Genomic DNA, 18,608 nt, shown 5'->3' with positions numbered 1-18,608 from the left:
TATTACCTCTTCCCAACCTTCTTCTCAAAATAACTCTCTAATCGATACTCACAAACTTCCGTGGTCCACGCGAAAATATACTCATTCACTGAATCTTCAAACAACAAATCAAGCTTGAAAAACTCGCCATCAAAATTGGAACTCCCTCCGAACTTCGTCATTGGCATTCGTGCGATCAATTTGGCGACTTTGTCCATGTCATTTTCCGTCCAGTTTACCTTGTCTTTGTCGTTGAAATCGATCTTTCGTCGGTACTCCTTCTTTGTTAAATAATCAAAGAAATACGGAGCTACTTCCTCCTGTGTTACAGGCTTTAACCACTCGCTTGCTCCACGGTTTAACATGTATTGCAAGACGACCATCTTATAGCTCTTCGACATACCTGTTTTTTCTACTTCAGCAAGCCACGCTTCACCATCTTTGAAAGCTTTTATCTCTACCTCCGACAATTCCTCCGCCCAATAGAGAAATCCAACATACGACTTAAACTCCTGCCGAACTGCCATCGAATTCTCATAGCCGTGACGATGGAACTCTAAATAGGACGGACGATAGCCGTACTCTTCTTTAATTCGCATGTAATCGCTCAAGATTTTCTGTTTCCGCGGTTGCTGCTTTTTCTTAATTTCTTCCAATAAATTAATCGCTCGAATGTCGATATCGATGAAACAAGAAGCTGGTACTTCAGGAATAACCTTGTTACCCTTTTCTCGCTTTTCCTCAGGACGAGTATCAAGCAAACTTAGCTTTAAATCGGCATTTCGATAATTCCCAATCAAATCGATCACAACACAATGCTCTTTCCCATCATGCAACCTTAATCCACGGCCGATTTGCTGGGTGAAAACGGTTAAGGATTCCGTTGGCCGAACAAACAGTAACGTATCTAGCGCTGGAATATCCGTTCCTTCGTTAAACAAATCGACTGTAAAGATAATATCGATCTGCCCAGCCGTAATCTGCTTGATCGCTTCTTTCCGATTGAGTCCGTCTGCTGCCGAATGAAGTTCCACCGCTTTGACGCCCTTTTTCTTGAAAAATCGAGTTAGAAAAGCCGCTTGTTTAATAGAGGAACAGAACGCCAACGTTCGTGATTGTTTATGGTCCTTCCATGCTTGATAAATGTTTAGTGCCATGTCATCACTTAACTGTGTTTCAAGAAGTTCTTCTTGACTATATCTTGTTCCTAGCCACGTGATTTTTGAATAATCGGTATCGTCATAGATGCCATAATACTGAAAAGGTGCGAGCCATCCAATTTGGATTGCTTCAAGAAAGTGCATCTGAAAAGCAACATTCCCTTCACAAATTGCAAATACGTCTTTCCCATCCATCCTGTCAGGAGTCGCCGTTAAACCTAACAAAAACGATGGCTTGAAATAATCAAGTGCTCTTGCATAGGAATTCGCCGCAGCGTGATGGAACTCATCTACGATAACCAAGTCAAACTCCCCCGGATCAAATGCTCGTAATTGGGCGTCACTAGAAAGCGTAAATATCGAAGCAAAAACATGGTCAGCGTCCGTTTCTTTATGCGTTCCGTTTAGAATCCCACTCTTTTTATCTGACATCACATGCTTAAACGATTGCTGAGCTTGAAACAATATCTCCTCACGGTGTGCAATGAACAACACCTTTCTAAAACGTCTTGCAAAAAAAGCAGCCAAGTACGTTTTACCGAGACCTGTTGCCATGACAATCATTGCTTTGTCATAGCCTTCTTCAATCGTGTTCGTCAACGATTCAAGTGCCTCAATTTGCGGTCCTCGTGGATCAATCGATGTTGTGTATATTCCAGGCGGATCGGCTACAACAGGTTCTTGTTTGCGATCATCAGCGAGCATCAAACTCTTTTCATCCTCTTCGGTCCACCAACGAACAAAATCGGGCAGTTGTTGTCGCTTTTCTTCATATACTTTGCGATACAGCTCCAACGTTTCTTTATTCAATGAAACGGTCTGTTCATCATAAAACAATCGTAAGAAATTTTCTCTAGCTTGATCAATGGTTTCAGATGCGACACAATTTGAGACGGCTAAGTTCCATTCGACACCGTTCGAAAGAGCAGAATAAGAGAGATTCGAAGACCCAACGTATAAATGTACTTCTTCGTCTCCTTCTATTAAATAAGCCTTTGGATGAAAGGACTTACCTTCACTTCTCCAAAGGCGAATTTCAATGCGCTCATCAATATGTAACAACAACTCAAGCGCTTCTGGCTGCGTGACATACAAATAATCACCGGTACAAATCTTAATATCAGTTCCGCGTTCAGCTGCTCGTTTTAAAGCAGGCGTAAGCAAATGAACACCTGTTTTCATCGAAAACGAAACGAGGATATAGACAGTTGATGCTTTGTCAATTTTTGCGGTAATCTCTTGAATGAGTTGGCTTGTAATAAGTTTGACTTCACTCATGTCTGTCCTCCTCCACTAATACTTCTGTTTTTCTGGGATTACTCCACGGACACCACCAGCCGGGTCATACATGTCTCCAGTATATCTAGGGATCACATGCATGTGAACGTGAAAAATCGTTTGACCAGCTGCTTCTCCGCAGTTAATCCCAATATTAAATCCATCAGGTGATAGCTCTTGTTTCTGAACGCCTCGAATCTCTTCAGCAAGGTCTTGCATCGCTCTTTTTTCTTCTTCCGACGTCTCAAAATAATCCGCCACATGCCGCTTCGGAATCACAAGGGCATGTCCTTTCGTCACTGGGTATTTATCGTAAATGACAAAGGCAAGGTCATTTTCTAAAATGTATGTATTTAGTTCGCAGAATTCACAGTTTGTATTCATTCGATTAGTTCTCCATTCAACCAAATATTGTTAAAGTATATTTTACTAGGTATAGAGCGTGATTGCCATGTATGTATAAGAAAAAGTGACTGTATATAACAGCAACAATTCAACGTATTAAGGATGGATACTCATGTTATTTATTAAATCTATGATTTGAAAGCCGCAATTGCGCCCTATTTGTTGGAAAGTATTTTTCTGTTGAGTAGTATCTAATGTGCAGACAAAAATTATAAACGGATAGCTCCTTTTCAAGTAAAGTACCGTTATTCACTCATTAAGTAAACTTCACCAAAGAAAAATGTAATACTCTTCCCAAGTTATCAGTACCTTTCTATCATAAAATATCCCTTTCAAAATATTGCTTATCATTTATACTTATCCCTCAAACTTTCATAAAAAACCTCAGTACTTTCCTTGTGATTAGTAAGGCCATCTCTATAAATTTCCATGATGTAACTTTAAGTAGACAGACAAAATGTACTCACACAATTTATCGATATTCACTCTAATGCGAATCATCTAATCATACTTGTAGTCTATTTCGCGGGATCTGTAATGATAAAAATGCTATATACTTCCATTATTCGTTGGTCAGTTAATAAACAACAAGTAATAAAAATTTTTTATTATTGGAATAGGTTTTTTAGCTCACTGGTAAGCTTTATCTAATATTGATTTTATATTACGCAAGAGTTGATCATTTTCTAAATTGAGTTTTTGTATGGAATAAGAAATTATTATCGTAAGGTTTAGCAGAACCTAGATTTTTGCCAACAACAGCCCCTATAGAAATATCTTTATCGAATGGTTTTGATGTAGGATTCATGTATATTCTAGTGTCAAATCTATATAAAATATTATTTTTCAGTTCAAATTTCGCCCAATATAGACTCAAAGTAACCTCCTCTTCACCTTTTGTGTTTTGTAAACCTTTCGATAAATTATTCAATATCAAAATAACATGCATTTTTAGATAGTCCATTATTCTATCATAATAAAAAAGATAGATAGAACGAATTCGACCATTTATTTAAGTTTCTCTAAGAGAATCAAACATATCATCTATAATGTCATCTGCATCTTTAATATCTGGTTCACTATATTCCATGTGTCTTTCATAGATTTCATCGTCAAAGTCTGGTTCACCTTGCAGATAAGATGGGTCCAATTCATTTATATAGTAGGTCGTATCGAGTCCTAAATTTCCATCAACCTCAATTAATTTTTCCATAAAAGGCACTAAATCATAATTTATATTGTCGACATTGTCCATCTCTTTTTCAATCGCATTAAGGACAATATCATCAATATTAATTTTTGATGATATATCGTCAAAAATGTCAGATAACTTAATTTCAATGACATCAAATATTTCGACATTATATATGTCGTCAAAATTATCACATAACTTAAATAATAATTCTTCGATATTAATTATTTCATTAATTTCTTCATATCTGAGTGAATTTCATAATTTAGAGCCCTTGCGTCCCAAGGAGTTTGAGACACAAAAAAGGAAGTACCTCCCCAAGTCCTGTATAATGGTGGTTGACCAAAACAACCAAAAAGACTGGAGGAAATACTCCCTATGGCCATTATACGACAAACGAGCTTATTTAGCATTCAAGACTTATATGAGATGGAACCTACCCAACGTTATGAATCGATTATTTCAGCGATAGATTTAGATGCGATCCACGATGAAATAACCAAAAAATCCCGACTTGGTGCACCCGTAGAGCTGAATTATGCGGCAATGGTTATTTCTATGTTTGTACGAATCGTTGAGCGCATTCCAACGATGAAGGACTTAATAAAACGTTTGAATGATGACTTTATATTTAAGTTGAATTGTGGTTTTCTTGTGTCTGACAATACTCCCTCTGAAGCTGCCTATTCACGACTTATAACGAAACTGGATGACTCTATTGTTTTAGAGGAATCACAAGAGAAAGTTGTTCTTCAAGCCATGGCGGAAGGCTTTATTATGGATGACACGGTCGCTATTGACGCCACCCATTTTGAAGCACGTGATCAAGCACCACCAAAAGAAGAAAAGCCAAAAGCAGAACCTAACAAGCGTGGGCGCAAACGTAAAGACGAGCGAGAACAATGGCTGATGGAACAAGCAGAAAAGGAAGCAAATCTTCCACTTTTCGAAAAGAAAATAGAAGCTCAGTTGGATGTTCCTTTACATGAGTTACGTTCGGAAGTTCCTCAAGACCCTAAATGGGGTGTAAAGAAGAACAGCGAAGGAAAAAATGTCTTTTGGTACGGCTACAAAGGTCACTTAGCTGTTGGTACATCCAGTCAATACATTTTACAGTCCCTTTTTTCTTCTGGCAGTTTGAATGATGGAAAAGCAGCTATTCCTTTATTAAAGGGAGTGGATGAATGCCTATCCTTGCCTTCTTTGGCCTACCAGACAATGGACGCAGGCTATGACTACGCCCCTATTTATGAACAAGTTCATCGAATGGGAAACCAATCTGTGATTGCTTATAATAAGAAAAATGAAGCAGAACCCATCGGGTTTGATAAACACTTTGCCCCAACCTGTTTTAGGGAACATTCCTATCGTTATGATAGTTTTGATGCCAAGTATGAAACGTTGAAATACACAAGTCCAAAAGAATGTAGCGACTGTCCTTTAGCTAACGAAGGCATTTGCCAAAAGGTTTATAAAGTAAAAATCACGACAGACCTCCGAAAATATACAGCACCAGCACGTGGTTCAAAAGCATGGAAACATCTATCCAAACGCCGCTCAGCAGTAGAACGCGTCAATGCTTATCTAAAGGAATATTATCAACTAGACAATGTACGTTATCGAACGGGAAAACGCGCAAAAGTTCATTTTGACATCGTCACGCTTATTTATAATGCATCAAAATTAGCAAGTGATCGTATCAATTTACTGTTAAATCAGCAACAAGCTGCTTAAAGAAATTTTTAAAAACGACATTATTAAAATTCTGCAGGTCTTTGAATTTTTAAAAAGGTGAATTATGAAATTGATTCATCTCTCTGCATATAAATTAATCAATGATTTTTGATATTTTAAAGGTAATATATATAAATTATCAAAAGACATAATTTCATCTAGGAAGAATTCTTTAACATTTTTGTGAACACTCATATCAAATAATAAGGAAATATCTCTTAGTTCATCAATTATGTTTAAACCAAATAAATTTCCATTTTTCTTCTTTACTTTATATTTTTCAATTGCAAGAATAGCAATATCAATCTGATTCACGAAATTTATAAATATTTTATCTTCATCAGTATTCGTTGATAAATTTTTAAGAATATTTAAATCAAAGGTACTTCTTACTAATGGCATAATAATGTCTTGTCTATCTATAAGATTTGAAATTAAATAATCTCTTATCGATGGGTTTTGAAAAGTTATACTAAATTTTGAATCATTGTCAGATCTACGAATTTCAATAAATGTATTTTCCAATTCTTTAAGACTTTTATTAAAAATCGAATAATTAAAAGGTTCATTTAATTCATTAGAAAGGTTTTGATGGTATTTTCTCAACTTTTCTTTATCAATATGTCCTTGAATAATAGTAAGAATATAAAGTATCAACTGAGAAGATCCAGAAATTTTTGAATTAAAAGCATGTTCCCAAATATTAACAGGATTATTTAAATTTTCTATAAAGTTTTCTACATAATTATCTGGGTCTATAGTGCTACTTAGTTTAAATGTCATAGTTTCAATCACACGAGGATTATAATTTTTATGCTTTATAATTTTCAAATAATTTTTATTTGAAATTAAAGCGTTTATATACTCACTATTTAACTCAGAAAAGAATAGATGGTTATATAATATTTTAGCTTTAACTAGTTCGGTATAAGATTTAACATCGACTATATGTTTTGATAAATCAATCATATTACTATTGAAAATTTCATACTTTATTCTTGCTTGATTTAATATATATTCTCTTGTTGTCATTATAAACTTTTTTTCTTTATTATCATCTCTACTAATTTTATTTATAAATGCAATCAATCTTTTGTCTTCATTTTTATCTAGTCTATCCTCTAGAAAATTACTTCCTAAGAAGTCATCATAATAAAAGACTTGTTTTATACCTTTTTCAAATACCGATTCTGCTTCCTCAATATCTTTAGAAATAGTGATTACCTGATAATCATTAACCATAAGTTCAAGTAGTAACATTTTAGCAAGAGTTGTTTTCCCTACTCCTGGATTTCCTGATAAAATAACAAATTTATTTGAATCTAAAAGTGTTTGTGCTTCACTTAAACTTTGATTTTGTACATACAACTTTGCATTATTTTTTATTTCAATATCAGTGAATTCGGAACGACTATGAATACCGTTATGTAATATTTTTTGTAATACATTAATACTAGTTAACCATAACTTAAATTGCTTTTTTTCTATGTCTGGATTGTCCTTTAATAAATCTTCTAACTCCTCTTTTCCGATAATATCGTTTGGTGTTAAAATGAATGGTTCGAAAAGTTTCATAATCTTTGTTTTATTGTCAACAGAAAGTGGAACGCTTGTAACAACAATGTATCTGCTAGGATTCAATTTTTTTACTTTATCAACTTCCTTCTTCTCCAAATTTCTGAATAATTGACTGTACTCTGAATATCTTTTACATTGGACAATTATGCTTTTATCACTATTAACATAATGCCTTAAATCTATTCCACCATCCTTTCCTGGTTTAAATCTTTCAAATTCAATTCCATATTTCCTTTCTAATAAATCGTGTGAAAATATTTCAAATTCATCTGGACTAAAAACTAGAAAATCATAAGACATTTTATTAACCATCCTTTTAGATAATTTAACTCTTCGAAATTTCCATTAAAAATAAAATAACTCGTATAAACAATCTATAAAACGAGATTAGACGATTAACTCAATAATTAATCCCTAGTATTCTTTTTCATCCTTCGATTCAACTCCACTAAATGATCCGCTAATCTCTCTGACCCTCGTTTAGATAGGAATGGTTTTTTATTGCTTTCTTTTAGATTCACATACGTGACAAATTCACTTTCACTATTAAAAATATAACAATCATCTCTAAACTTGCCTTTCCATTCAGAACCAGAATGCGTTAAAACCACTACGGGTTGAACAGGTATACCTTCGATATATTTTTTGAGATAATTAGATAAATGTTTCGCGTGAAAAATCGACTGACTTGCAGGACTTTTCATATACGTTTTCTTTTTTACATTTCCTCGACTTTGAGTTGGATACCATAACCACTGTGAATCACTAAAAGGATAGAACTTTCCAGTAATATGTTTTGTCTCAATACAATATATTCTTGATCGACCAATGAGGATGTGATCAACTTGAGTACTCCCTGCTTTATTTGTGGGGAGAGTTATATCATTGATTAAAAAGTAATCGAAACCAAATCCTTTTTCTATTGCTCTACTAACCTTACTTTCTCCTATTTTCCCTTTACTTACTTTATTAATATTTGGATATTCCTGCTGCAATTCTATAAAGCGACGTTTATGCGGATTCGTTACCTTTGTCCAACCAATCCAATATCCTATGCCTCCGCCAACAATTGCACCAAGTGGAAAAATTGGAAATAATATCACCGTACCAATTAGAGCACCTACCCAAGCAAAAGTCCAGACTTCTTTGCTTTTCTCATTCAACACCTTCCTTCTCTCAAAAAATATACGGCTCTGTTTGATCTCATAAGCATTGACTTCATCTTCCAAATCAAAATCTCTCTTCACTACTTTCGCCATTTAAAACAACTCACTTAAACAATTATTTACTGGATCTATGTCTAGTAGTTCTAAGTATCTAATTTAACTTCTCATACATTACGTTTTACCTTAGTTCTGTTTAAAGTTATAAATCAAACTTAACGATATCTACTCACGATCTCAATAATCGCCGGACCGTATTTCTCCCCTTTTACTTTCCCAAAGCCTTTAACATTCAGAAGGTCATCTACACTTATTGGCATTTTATCAACGATTTCATCTAATGTAGAATTATAGAAAATCAAGTAAGGCTTCATTTCCTCAAGCTTTGCTTGCTTTAACCGATATTCTTTAAGCTCTGTGTAAAGCGCATCTTTACTAGTTTCTTTCTTAGTCGATGCAATAGGCTTTGCGCTTTTCACAGGCTCTGGTTTTACTTCTCGCACAGGTTCTGTTTTCGTTATTGGTTTTGGATCTTGCTCAACTTTTAATTTTGCTATTGGTTTACGTTTTGGTGTATCTAGTTTATATTTCTCGATATCTATGTCTACTGTTTTATTATTGGCGAATATGTAATCACTAATATTCGTGATGAAATCGTCGAGCATGTAACGATCTTTTCTATGTAGTTTCATGTCTTCTGATAAATAGTTCACGAGTTGATCAGACTTTATAATAAGATCCTGCACAGCCTTTGGGGCACGCTTTTTATCGATAATTGATTTAGGATTAGCTAGAACAACAATCGGTTTAACAGGCGTTTTCTTTATAAAGCCTTGATCGATTAACATTTTCTTTAGGATCCGACAATGCCTCTCACTTTGCGTAACAGGGCTATACATTCCCTCTCTTTTTACTACCTTGCCATACTTATTATTTATTTTCCGAATAAAGGAGCCAGAATCATTGACCTCAATGTCTCCATATAATTTCTTCGTTTCAATCACATAGATAACACTGTGAGTAACAACAATGAAATCAAACTGAGCCGTATAGTCTTCCACCTGTAAACGCACATCGTGAAAACAAATCATTGGCAGCATCGAGTTTTTTAATTCGTAGTTCACATTTGATTCGCCAATTAATCCAATTTTGAATAGCTTCAGATCGTTTTCAACTCGTTTTTTATCAATGGTCCATGATGTATCCTCGAGTAATGATTGTAATTGCGTAATATTCTGTGGATTTTCTGAGAATTCTTTCTTAAAAATTGCTGTTTTTATATCCCTCTTATCAGACAAGGCTTTGAAAATATTCTTCAACACCATTCGCAGCACACCCTTTTTATTATGTATATATATTCGAACTATACCATTATCCCTATAAAGATGCCGTCGAAATTTGTCGTTACAGGTAAGTGCACCTAAAAATATCTATAAAAATCCCGAATAATTGATTTCAAACTAAAAAAATCGCCCATGAAGATGAGAATGATCATCTTTATGGGCGATTTTAAGCTTAATTTTTACTTATTTTAGTATTTATTCATAACCGAGAGTTCTCAGTACCATAAAGTTACTGAATAAGTTATATGACATTTTTCTCAACCCTATCACAAAACTTAACATGCTTTGGGTCCTGGCAAGCACACATAAATTAGGCAGCATCAAAAATTTAGATATTGATAATGGTACGTCGTTCATTTGAAAATATCTATTTCAGCTGACATTCGGAGGTTAACTTAATTGTAGACCAACCATGCTGCTGCCCCTTACTAAACTTTACTCGAAGATTAATTTTTCAGCATCCTCGTTCTATGTTAATGTATTTTGAAACGGTGTAGGCTCCTTTAAGTAAACATTAATTCGACTTTCTATTTTTGAATATTCTCTGCAATAGCTAATATTCTCCCCATAAAAAGTAACTGCCATCATTGCTTTCCCTAAAAGATTTTCCATACCTTGTTTGCTGTGTAGCGTATTTTAATTGGATCCCTAGCTCAGATTCAAGAACTTCCAAATTCTCTGTACGGGTTAATTCCCCAGTTTCATACTTATATTTCACATCTTTAACCCAAAAGTGAATATTTCCCATATTAAAATATGTTGAACTAAATATTGTTCCAATACCTGGATTTTTTTTAGTTATTTCACTACACTTCCGTGCAAGTGCCTTTAAAGAAATTTTCTATAACATAGTTATTATCGACCTTTAATATTAACTGAATATCACCTGTCTCCAGTTTGTCACTAACGTAAATATCTGGAACTAATTCTATGCTTTCTACCGAAAAATCAAGAAATTTCTCGTACAATCTTTCTTTTAATAGAGGGCGCCAAAAGTTTAAAAGATACTATTGGTGATTTAGAAAATAATCTTGGAGAATGTTTGAAAGTGGTTTCTCACCTATGTATTTATCTCGATCGCAAAAAGAAGTGGGATGAACAAAGTTTAATTATTCAAGCGTCTGGTCAACAAGCACCTCTCCCCCCCAAGTCGACCTCCCATGATAAAATTAGAAAAAGTTAAATGGGATTTGCCAGATGGTCCATCTTCACACCAACTCTTATCTGTAAAAGAAATAGCACGTATTCAAACTTTTCCTGCTTGGTTTGAGTTTTCAGATAGGGTTACCATGAGTGTGAAAATAATAATAGACTAAACAAGCAGTACAAACAAATCGGTGAAGCAGTGCCGGTTATATTAGCGACAGCAATGGCAATGCCGATTGCTAAGTGGACAAATGACAATATAAATAGCATTAAAAAATGACTATATTTTACTAAAATGATTTTTAGACCTTCCCGTTATGGTAAGATGTTTTTAATATCTACAGTCTTCCATACAATCTTTAATATTTCTCTTGGATCCTTGTGAATTCAATGTAGTATGAGAGAGCTCTACTATACATGCGATTCCCTCTTTTATCTTTCTCTATAAATTCACTTATTGAAAAATATCTTTCTCTAATAAGTTCTACTTCATTTGCACTATTAATATGATAAAGGTTTAAGCTAATTATATTCGATTCTATTAATTCTTTAGAAATAGTATTTATTGCCCCTGTGTATTTCAATATACTACTTTGGGCTAAATCAGTTTGCTCTTCTAACCATTTAGTAAATTTATCTTTATTTTTCATACCTTTTATTCTCCTCTATTAATAAATCTGCCCCAATATCTCTTCGATCTGGAGTTTTTATTACATGATATCGCAACTCACCTTTTTCTCAAAACTGACTGTTCTTCAATATTACATCAAATAAATACTGAGCACCAAGATATCGAAGCGTTCCAAAGACATCTCCGGGTAACTAATCTTCCGAATGGTATCTTACTTTTCTGTGAATTTCCGCAAGCATAGCGCATCCCCCCATCCAATGATTTTTTAGATTGTAGCACCTTCGTTTCTATCGAACTTGTACTGATATTTGAGTTATCATCAAATGAAACGTTTTATACTTCTATCGTTAGTTTCTTCCCTGCTTCCAGTGCCTTAAAGCTCTGGAGGCACCACAGTTTTAATATCCCTCTTATCAGATAAGGCTTTTGCCTGAGGGTCATAGTACTAATTATTTCTTGTTTCGCCTTATTCAATTGTAACGATAGCAAAATTTATATATTAATTTCCACTTAAGCTTTTGACTTACATATGTTTCAAGTATAATATATCTGTTGTGCTAATACTGAAATTTAGTTCATTTCAGCAAATATGAGTTCATTTTAAATTGTCGGTGTGCTATAATTCTACATAGATAGAATAATGACTTCACGATAACGAGGCGATATTATGTCATTTTCATATGAGCGATTATGGAACTTAGCTAGTGAAAAAGGAATTAATAAAACTAGTCTACGAGATATGTGCGGGATTACTTCTGCCACATTATCGCGATTAAGTAAAAATGAAAATGTAAGTATGAACGTTTTAGAAAGAATTTGTAATTGTTTAGATTGTAATTTAGATGAGATTGTGGAACACATTTCTCATAGAAAAAAGGGAAGTGGAAGTAACTTGAAATTTATCGACTTATTTGCTGGTATTGGAGGATTTAGATTAGCTGGAGAATCAGTGGGAATGGAATGTGTTTTCTCATCAGAAATTGATAGTTTCTCTGCTGAAGTATATAAAACTAATTTTGGAGATTATCCAAGCGGAGATATCACCCAAATAGATGCCAAAGATATTCCAGACTTTGACGTTCTTTTTGCAGGTTTCCCTTGTCAACCATTTAGTTACGCTGGTCAACACCATGGTTTCGAAGATGAAATTCGCGGTACCCTCTTCTTCGATATTGTACGTATATTAAAGGAGAAACAACCAGCAATGTTCTTATTAGAGAATGTTAAGGGCCTAAAATCACATGATAAAGGTAATACTCTAAAAGTAATTCTTGAACATTTAGATGAACTCGGCTATTCAGTACAATGGAAAATCTTAAATAGTTTAGATTATGGTGTTCCTCAATCTCGTGAACGCTGGTATTGTGTTGGTTTTAAAAAAGATGTTGAATTTTCCTTCCCCAAGCCATTAAAAGAAAAGGCAAACATTAGAGACATTATCGACATGAATGAAAATGAAAATATATCCTTAAATTTATCTGATTTTGAAATGAACAGAATTAGATATCATTTTAATGTCTGTCCCTTAGAATCTGAAGTTCAGATTAGGGTTGAACATGATAATTCAAAATATAAAGCTACTACGAAAAAAGGAAAACATGGCGTTTACTCTTATCTAAAGAAAGACAAATCCCTTCGCTTCCATGTTGGAGATCATGCAAAAACCCAGATCCAAGAAGCATACTATTGTAATCTAGATAGTTATACTCCTTCAATCATTGTTGCTCGTGCGCCAAAGTTATGGGACCTAGGTAGACATTTATCTGACAGAGAATGCGCTCGCCTTCAAGGTTTTCCTGAAGATTTCAAGTTAGCAAATTCATCATCACAAGCAAAAAAGCAACTAGGAAATTCCGTGACTGTTCCAGTAATTACCAAAATTACACAAAATATGCTTAAAGCATACGAAGAAGACATTACGCCAACTGTCCAACTCGAATTAATATCGTCATTATAACAAGAACAAGCAGGAGCATTTCCCCCTGCTTGTTTTTAATTTACACTAAGGGTTTGCTTGACATCATTGACAAAAACTTCATTCCTTTTACCTAAAGGAAGTGAAAAATCTATATTAAAAGCGAATAAATTTGTTTCTTTAAAACTATCAATATTCAGCCGTACAGGGTTTAAGGAGCCGAAATAAGGATAAACAATACCACCGCTTTTAGTATCTAAACTGTAGCAATAAAAAAGAATTTGATACAAGTCAGCTAAACTTCCGATATTTTGAAAATTAGTAATATCTTTATTTTTAGCATCTAATACTGCCAAGGCGTTGTTTGTGTCTTTATGATAACCTAACATTATGTCCGGAATATAGGATTTCTCAAAAATGTTGTCTCCGATAGAAAATTGTCCTATTTTTTTTGGGGAATTCCATTTAGACACAGAGTTCTTTAATTTATCCGCAAGAACTTTTCTAACATAATTTTCGAATAAATTATTTGAGTTTACAAGGTAAGAAGAAGCTAATACTTCGTTGTTCCTCATATTCAATTTTAGATCTTTTAAAATTTTCAAAGCTAATCCTATTACAACAGGATATTTATCGTTTTCATAATATAATTTCGATTCATTCTCTTGTAATAATCTCGGTAAGTCAGTCACTAAAGTATCAATATCATCAAAATAAGAATTTACTAAAGCAAACATTTTCTTCTGTTCAATACCCTCTATTAATATTCTGACTTTATCAAGTGCCAACTTAATTATCTTATTAAAAGAAGTTTGTCGTGTATGTACATCAAATTCGATGGGAATTCTATCTTGTAAAAGATTAACTGGTGAAATCTTTTCAATTAGAATCCTCCCTTTTATAATGTTTGTTTCTTCTTCTATCCTATTGAATGCACCTTCTACTCCCTGAGCTACTAACTCCAATGCTTCATCTAAAAACAATTGAATGACATTTTGTTGAATTCCGAATTGACTATTTTCTCCTAGAAGACCTGAGATATTATTATTCAATAACCCTTCATTGTAAAGTTGCATCTCAAAAAAATGATTAGGAGTTAAATTTTGTATTCTTGGGATAACCACTATCGTTTGATCTCTTATAGTTAAACTCCCTATTGTATAATCATCAAACAAAATAGTGTTGCCATTCAACCGTAGTGGAAGATCTTTATTTTCATTTAAGAATTCATTTAAATCTTCTGTATATTCTGGACCTAAAGTATAAGAAGAATTTTCAGGAATGTTTATTTGTTTCATTGGTTTAGAAACTCCTGAATTGCTTCAACAAAATCAGAATCAGTTATTTGTTGTTGAAGTTTCTCTCCAATTACGTTTACAATTAAATCAACATTCCCATTGCAATAATCTTCTACAATTGGAACTACAACATAATTGAATAGATCAGAAAAATCATCTGCTGTCCATATATATTTTCCAGTTTCAGCATCTTTGCAGAATTCTTTCATGAAAACAGCATGTCCAATTACCATTTCTTTGTTGCTCAAAGATTCATAAAGATTATTATTTATTTTTCTCATTAAATCGGTTACAGAGAACTTATTACCTTCTATAAATATTTTATCAATTAAAATACCATAATCTACACCGAAATATACTTGGTAAAAACGTCTTTTTATAGCATAGTCAATTCTTCCGACTGTTCTATCCGTGGTATTCATTGTACCAACAATTTTTATATTTTCTGGCAATGTATACCTAGTTGTTACACCATTATATGTAAGCTCTAAACTTTCACCTCTATCAAGCAGTTGGATTAACTCCCCAAAAACTTGACTTACATTTGCTCGATTTATTTCTTCAATAACTAACAGGTATCTTTTATTTATATCTCCCATTGCTCTTTCCAAGAATTCAATAAATTCTCCTTTTTTGTCCTCTAATCTCCCCCCCTCCAGTATTTTACCTCCAATAAAATTCTGATAAGAATACTGAGGATGAAATTGAATTCTTTTAGTATAATCAAATTCTTTAGCCATTTCGTTTGCAATATACGACTTAGATGTCCCAGGTGGTCCCATGAATATAGCTTGATTAGCTTTCTCTAATAAATGTTTATAATGCTGTATCGTTTTAATCCCTGCATTTTTATACTTAGTTGTACTTCCAAAGGGCTTCATTAATTCAACAAGGTCACTTGTATTTGAAATATACATTTCTTTAGATTCTACCAACCAATTTGAATTTCCTTGTGGTGTGCCAATTAATTCTCTTATAATATTTGGATCGGTAATCACATCACTAAAAGATAGAGAGACATTTTCTTGTGTTGAAAAGAAATACTTCTTTTCTTCATCAGTTATATTAAAATATTTGTAAAAATTACCTATAAGAGACGAGAGTGGTACCTCTTGGTCAAATATATTAAACTTGCTTACCCAAACGGATATAGCATCAAGGGGGAATGTGCTACTCAAACCACTAAAAAAATTCACATAATCGTGTTTTAACTTTACAGTATTAGCATCTGAACCATCATCAACTAATATTTTTTTCCATTGCTTTCCGCCACCAGTAACATTATTTACTAATCTTGCTGGCGCCCAAGATTTAATTGGTTCAGAAGGTTGGTTTTTCCAACTTTGCATGGCAAAAGGATTAATAAAATTATTTTTTGCTTTCTTATTATGGAAGCGTTCCTCTGATAGGAATAAAAATGCTAGGTCAGTTGTTGCTTCAATAATTTTTTGTTTTACTGACTCCTCTGTCAATTTAATAAAGTTGTGTTGACTTAGTCCAGCGTGCTTTAGGATCAAAAAATAAAAAAACTCTGTTTCAAAATTAAATTTTTCTTTTGTTAGTGTCTGATAACTTTCAGTAATTGTTTTTTCACTTAAATAAAGTTCCGGCAATATTATCATCCTTCCTAGTTATAATAATAGTAAATACTTTTCAAATGTTATACCTTATATCATGTCTCCAAACGGATCTTAGAGAGAAAAAAGAGTACCTCTCAAAAGATTGGAGGAAGACTCCTATGTCTATGATACGACATGAGAGCCTATCAAGTATAGAAGTTTTATGACCAGGGGGCGGTTCGGGACTGCTGATAAAGTCCAACTTTTCAAAAGCGAAAAACACTTAGTAGAAAACGAGTCCTCAGAATCAATTCTAAGCAACGTTTAGTATGTGGGGAGACATTTAAGTACCCCAAAGGGTTTTTCGAAAGTAACTACTTTATCACTGGTCTCGGACGGTTCCTTCGGTTGACCTCCCTAGATGCTACCGGAAATAATTATGAGTTGTTTGTCAGTATCTCTATTGTAATTCTTATCAAAGAAACGAATATTATACATTTCCCTCTAGCCGAAATATGTTTTTCAACTACTAGACCCGTCGCATTTTCCTCCGTTAAAGAACTCTCAACTACGATAAATCTTGTATCAAAAAACCTTGAGCAATGTTCCGAACATCACTCCCCACCTGTTTCAAAACCAAAAAGACCTCTGAATCTGACAATTATCCAGATTCAAAAGCTATCATTATGCTAGTTCAAGGTTCTTCCCTTTCCATCTTCATTTTCCCCAAAGGCTCTGAAACGACCTACGGGATTACTACCAACTACAACTCCACTAAACTCTTAAACAGCAATTCATTTAAGGCCTACCAATCGTATAATTTAGAAATTGCATCAATTACTTCATCTAACCACGGTCTTGGTTGTGCCAATGATATCACTCAAACAAATTTATTTTATATATAATTTAAGGATATTGACCAAAGAATGATATGAACTTTCTGATTGTTTTTCTAAAAAATCATTTACATATTTCACCATACTATCATCAAAATATAATTTAACTTTTACGTTCTCGTTATGTAATAATTCTAGTGCTTTTTCTTTTTTGGAATCCTTTCTTGATATAATCATCCCAGCTAAATCAACAATTGTAAGTACAATTTTATTTCTAATTTTAAATATTTCTAACTCCTTTTGGTTCTTCCTTTCAAATTTTTTGGTTAAGTATGAACCAATAATCACCGAGAATATTAATGTTAATAAAATCTGTAAAATGGTATTATCTGCAAATTGATTTGTAGATGCCATTATTATTAATGAATAAACAGATATATAATAAAACCAACTGTAGCCAAAACTATTAAAATTACGAAAAAACCGTAAAGTTGTCCCCCCACTTTCACTAAATTTTTTGGTTCAGCCATTAATTGTTCACCACACATTCATATATAAGATTTTTTTACATACTTCTTCTATAATTTTAACATTTATAAACAAGTTACTGTCTGAATTAAAAATTTTTAAATGTTTAAGGTTTGTAATAATAATGTAAATATATCAAAAAGGTGGAGAACTAAAAATGAAACACGAACTGAGACAAACTAAGGAATCACACTCAAAATTTGTAACTAACATTATGAATGGGTATTAGAAAGAATAATCTACTTAGTATTCCCTCTAGTTTTATTATAGCCTTTATTGTAAGAATCATAGGTTTCAATAGCATACCTTTCCAATTCATTCAAAGTATTAAAACTAGTATTTTTAAGGGCTATCATCTTAATTGTCCAATAATCTCCGTATTTGTAATCTGCATAGACATCTCCGTTTCCTTTACCAGTGAGATGACTGTTCACTCGATTTAACACTTGCTTTCCTTGTCCTATATAATATAATTCTTTAGATTTATTATGTAAAATATACACTCCTGCAAAGTTATAATTATTGGAATACAATGCATTTCCTCTTCCACCGAAACTTTTATTTCTTATTTCAAAAAACTCTTCAGGAGTTAACTCCAAAGTATTATTAGCTAATTCAAAAATTTGTTCTCTAATTATTTTTTGCTGATGTGCTTGAAATAAAAAGATTAAAATAATAAATACTATAAAAATAAATACTAAAAAGTACATAAATTCCATATAATCATCCCTATTCAATAATAGTCAAACTTCACCCATTTATTAATCCATTTCTTTTCTGATACTCATAAGTATGAAATAGAAAACTACTAATTGTTTTTGCACTGTTAAGTGATAATAAAGCGTGATGAAATAAAACTCTGA

At 33.2% G+C, this 18,608-nt stretch carries 15 protein-coding genes; 2 read left to right on the top strand and 13 right to left on the bottom strand.

The window, feature by feature from the left end; all coding sequences use genetic code 11:
* Nucleotides 1-2: 2 nt before the first annotated feature.
* From ACM26V_RS04440 to ACM26V_RS04425, 4 genes are all read right to left on the bottom strand, one after another.
* The gene (locus tag ACM26V_RS04440; RefSeq protein ID WP_416150242.1) at nucleotides 3-2,417 is read right to left on the bottom strand and encodes a DEAD/DEAH box helicase family protein; all 2,415 of its coding nucleotides are present in this window, start codon (nucleotides 2,415-2,417) and stop codon (nucleotides 3-5) included.
* Nucleotides 2,418-2,432: 15 nt separating this feature from the next.
* Nucleotides 2,433-2,801, bottom strand: coding sequence for an HIT family protein (locus ACM26V_RS04435; RefSeq protein ID WP_416150241.1), 369 nt, complete (start codon nucleotides 2,799-2,801; stop codon nucleotides 2,433-2,435).
* A 700-nt stretch (nucleotides 2,802-3,501) separates the two neighbouring features.
* Nucleotides 3,502-3,786, bottom strand: a complete 285-nt coding sequence (locus ACM26V_RS04430) for a hypothetical protein (RefSeq protein ID WP_416150240.1) — start codon at nucleotides 3,784-3,786, stop codon at nucleotides 3,502-3,504.
* 48 nt (nucleotides 3,787-3,834) lie between these two features.
* Nucleotides 3,835-4,077 (bottom strand): hypothetical protein, encoded by a 243-nt coding sequence (locus ACM26V_RS04425; RefSeq protein WP_416150239.1) that lies wholly within the window; start codon nucleotides 4,075-4,077, stop codon nucleotides 3,835-3,837.
* Nucleotides 4,078-4,392: 315 nt separating this feature from the next.
* Here ACM26V_RS04425 and ACM26V_RS04420 point away from each other — a divergent pair, with 315 nt between their 5' ends.
* Entirely contained in the window at nucleotides 4,393-5,748 is a 1,356-nt protein-coding gene (locus ACM26V_RS04420) for an IS1182 family transposase (RefSeq protein WP_416147931.1), read from the top strand.
* Between the two features lie 75 nt (nucleotides 5,749-5,823).
* Here the strand turns inward: ACM26V_RS04420 and ACM26V_RS04415 are convergent, their stop codons facing one another.
* From ACM26V_RS04415 to ACM26V_RS04395, 5 genes are all read right to left on the bottom strand, one after another.
* The gene (locus tag ACM26V_RS04415; RefSeq protein ID WP_416150238.1) at nucleotides 5,824-7,626 is read right to left on the bottom strand and encodes a restriction endonuclease; all 1,803 of its coding nucleotides are present in this window, start codon (nucleotides 7,624-7,626) and stop codon (nucleotides 5,824-5,826) included.
* A 107-nt stretch (nucleotides 7,627-7,733) separates the two neighbouring features.
* Nucleotides 7,734-8,585 carry a nuclease-related domain-containing protein gene (locus ACM26V_RS04410; RefSeq protein ID WP_416150237.1) on the bottom strand — a complete coding sequence of 284 codons (852 nt, stop codon included), beginning with the start codon at nucleotides 8,583-8,585 and terminating at the stop codon, nucleotides 7,734-7,736.
* A 119-nt stretch (nucleotides 8,586-8,704) separates the two neighbouring features.
* On the bottom strand, nucleotides 8,705-9,814 hold the full coding sequence (locus ACM26V_RS04405) for an NERD domain-containing protein (RefSeq protein WP_416150236.1): 1,110 nt from the start codon (nucleotides 9,812-9,814) through the stop codon (nucleotides 8,705-8,707).
* 486 nt (nucleotides 9,815-10,300) lie between these two features.
* Nucleotides 10,301-10,444 carry a hypothetical protein gene (locus ACM26V_RS04400; protein WP_416150235.1) on the bottom strand — a complete coding sequence of 48 codons (144 nt, stop codon included), beginning with the start codon at nucleotides 10,442-10,444 and terminating at the stop codon, nucleotides 10,301-10,303.
* Between the two features lie 893 nt (nucleotides 10,445-11,337).
* Nucleotides 11,338-11,628 carry a hypothetical protein gene (locus tag ACM26V_RS04395; protein ID WP_416150234.1) on the bottom strand — a complete coding sequence of 97 codons (291 nt, stop codon included), beginning with the start codon at nucleotides 11,626-11,628 and terminating at the stop codon, nucleotides 11,338-11,340.
* A gap of 648 nt (nucleotides 11,629-12,276) precedes the next feature.
* On the opposite strand from ACM26V_RS04395, the gene dcm reads away from it, so the two are divergent.
* Nucleotides 12,277-13,566, top strand: a complete 1,290-nt coding sequence (gene dcm, locus ACM26V_RS04390; RefSeq protein ID WP_416150233.1) for a DNA (cytosine-5-)-methyltransferase — start codon at nucleotides 12,277-12,279, stop codon at nucleotides 13,564-13,566.
* Nucleotides 13,567-13,601: 35 nt separating this feature from the next.
* On the opposite strand, the gene ACM26V_RS04385 is transcribed toward dcm, so the two are convergent.
* From ACM26V_RS04385 to ACM26V_RS04370, 4 genes are all read right to left on the bottom strand, one after another.
* Nucleotides 13,602-14,822, bottom strand: a complete 1,221-nt coding sequence (locus ACM26V_RS04385; RefSeq protein WP_416150232.1) for a 5-methylcytosine restriction system specificity protein McrC — start codon at nucleotides 14,820-14,822, stop codon at nucleotides 13,602-13,604.
* On the bottom strand, nucleotides 14,819-16,435 hold the full coding sequence (locus ACM26V_RS04380) for an McrB family protein (protein WP_416150231.1): 1,617 nt from the start codon (nucleotides 16,433-16,435) through the stop codon (nucleotides 14,819-14,821). Before ACM26V_RS04380 ends, ACM26V_RS04385 begins: the two co-directional genes overlap by 4 nt.
* An 836-nt stretch (nucleotides 16,436-17,271) precedes the next feature.
* Nucleotides 17,272-17,631 (bottom strand): hypothetical protein, encoded by a 360-nt coding sequence (locus ACM26V_RS04375; RefSeq protein WP_416150230.1) that lies wholly within the window; start codon nucleotides 17,629-17,631, stop codon nucleotides 17,272-17,274.
* 353 nt (nucleotides 17,632-17,984) lie between these two features.
* A complete protein-coding gene (locus tag ACM26V_RS04370) occupies nucleotides 17,985-18,464 on the bottom strand; it encodes a GIY-YIG nuclease family protein (protein ID WP_416150229.1) in 480 nt (159 codons plus the stop codon).
* Nucleotides 18,465-18,608: the final 144 nt, after the last annotated feature.

This window comes from Salipaludibacillus sp. HK11 (assembly GCF_047795645.1).
Lineage (GTDB): Bacteria > Bacillota > Bacilli > Bacillales > Salisediminibacteriaceae > Salipaludibacillus.
The sequence above is the reverse complement of the archived record's forward strand: the minus strand, read 5'-3'. Positions and strand labels throughout refer to the sequence as shown.

Coding starts and splice junctions, on each gene's coding strand:
- ACM26V_RS04440 (WP_416150242.1), bottom strand. CDS start 2,417: ATGAGTGAAGTCAAACTTATTACAAGCCAACTCATTCAAGAGATTACC.
- ACM26V_RS04435 (WP_416150241.1), bottom strand. CDS start 2,801: ATGAATACAAACTGTGAATTCTGCGAACTAAATACATACATTTTAGAA.
- ACM26V_RS04430 (WP_416150240.1), bottom strand. CDS start 3,786: ATGGACTATCTAAAAATGCATGTTATTTTGATATTGAATAATTTATCG.
- ACM26V_RS04425 (WP_416150239.1), bottom strand. CDS start 4,077: ATGGACAATGTCGACAATATAAATTATGATTTAGTGCCTTTTATGGAA.
- ACM26V_RS04420 (WP_416147931.1), top strand. CDS start 4,393: ATGGCCATTATACGACAAACGAGCTTATTTAGCATTCAAGACTTATAT.
- ACM26V_RS04415 (WP_416150238.1), bottom strand. CDS start 7,626: ATGTCTTATGATTTTCTAGTTTTTAGTCCAGATGAATTTGAAATATTT.
- ACM26V_RS04410 (WP_416150237.1), bottom strand. CDS start 8,585: ATGGCGAAAGTAGTGAAGAGAGATTTTGATTTGGAAGATGAAGTCAAT.
- ACM26V_RS04405 (WP_416150236.1), bottom strand. CDS start 9,814: ATGGTGTTGAAGAATATTTTCAAAGCCTTGTCTGATAAGAGGGATATA.
- ACM26V_RS04400 (WP_416150235.1), bottom strand. CDS start 10,444: ATGGAAAATCTTTTAGGGAAAGCAATGATGGCAGTTACTTTTTATGGG.
- ACM26V_RS04395 (WP_416150234.1), bottom strand. CDS start 11,628: ATGAAAAATAAAGATAAATTTACTAAATGGTTAGAAGAGCAAACTGAT.
- dcm (WP_416150233.1), top strand. CDS start 12,277: ATGTCATTTTCATATGAGCGATTATGGAACTTAGCTAGTGAAAAAGGA.
- ACM26V_RS04385 (WP_416150232.1), bottom strand. CDS start 14,822: ATGAAACAAATAAACATTCCTGAAAATTCTTCTTATACTTTAGGTCCA.
- ACM26V_RS04375 (WP_416150230.1), bottom strand. CDS start 17,631: ATGGCATCTACAAATCAATTTGCAGATAATACCATTTTACAGATTTTA.
- ACM26V_RS04370 (WP_416150229.1), bottom strand. CDS start 18,464: ATGGAATTTATGTACTTTTTAGTATTTATTTTTATAGTATTTATTATT.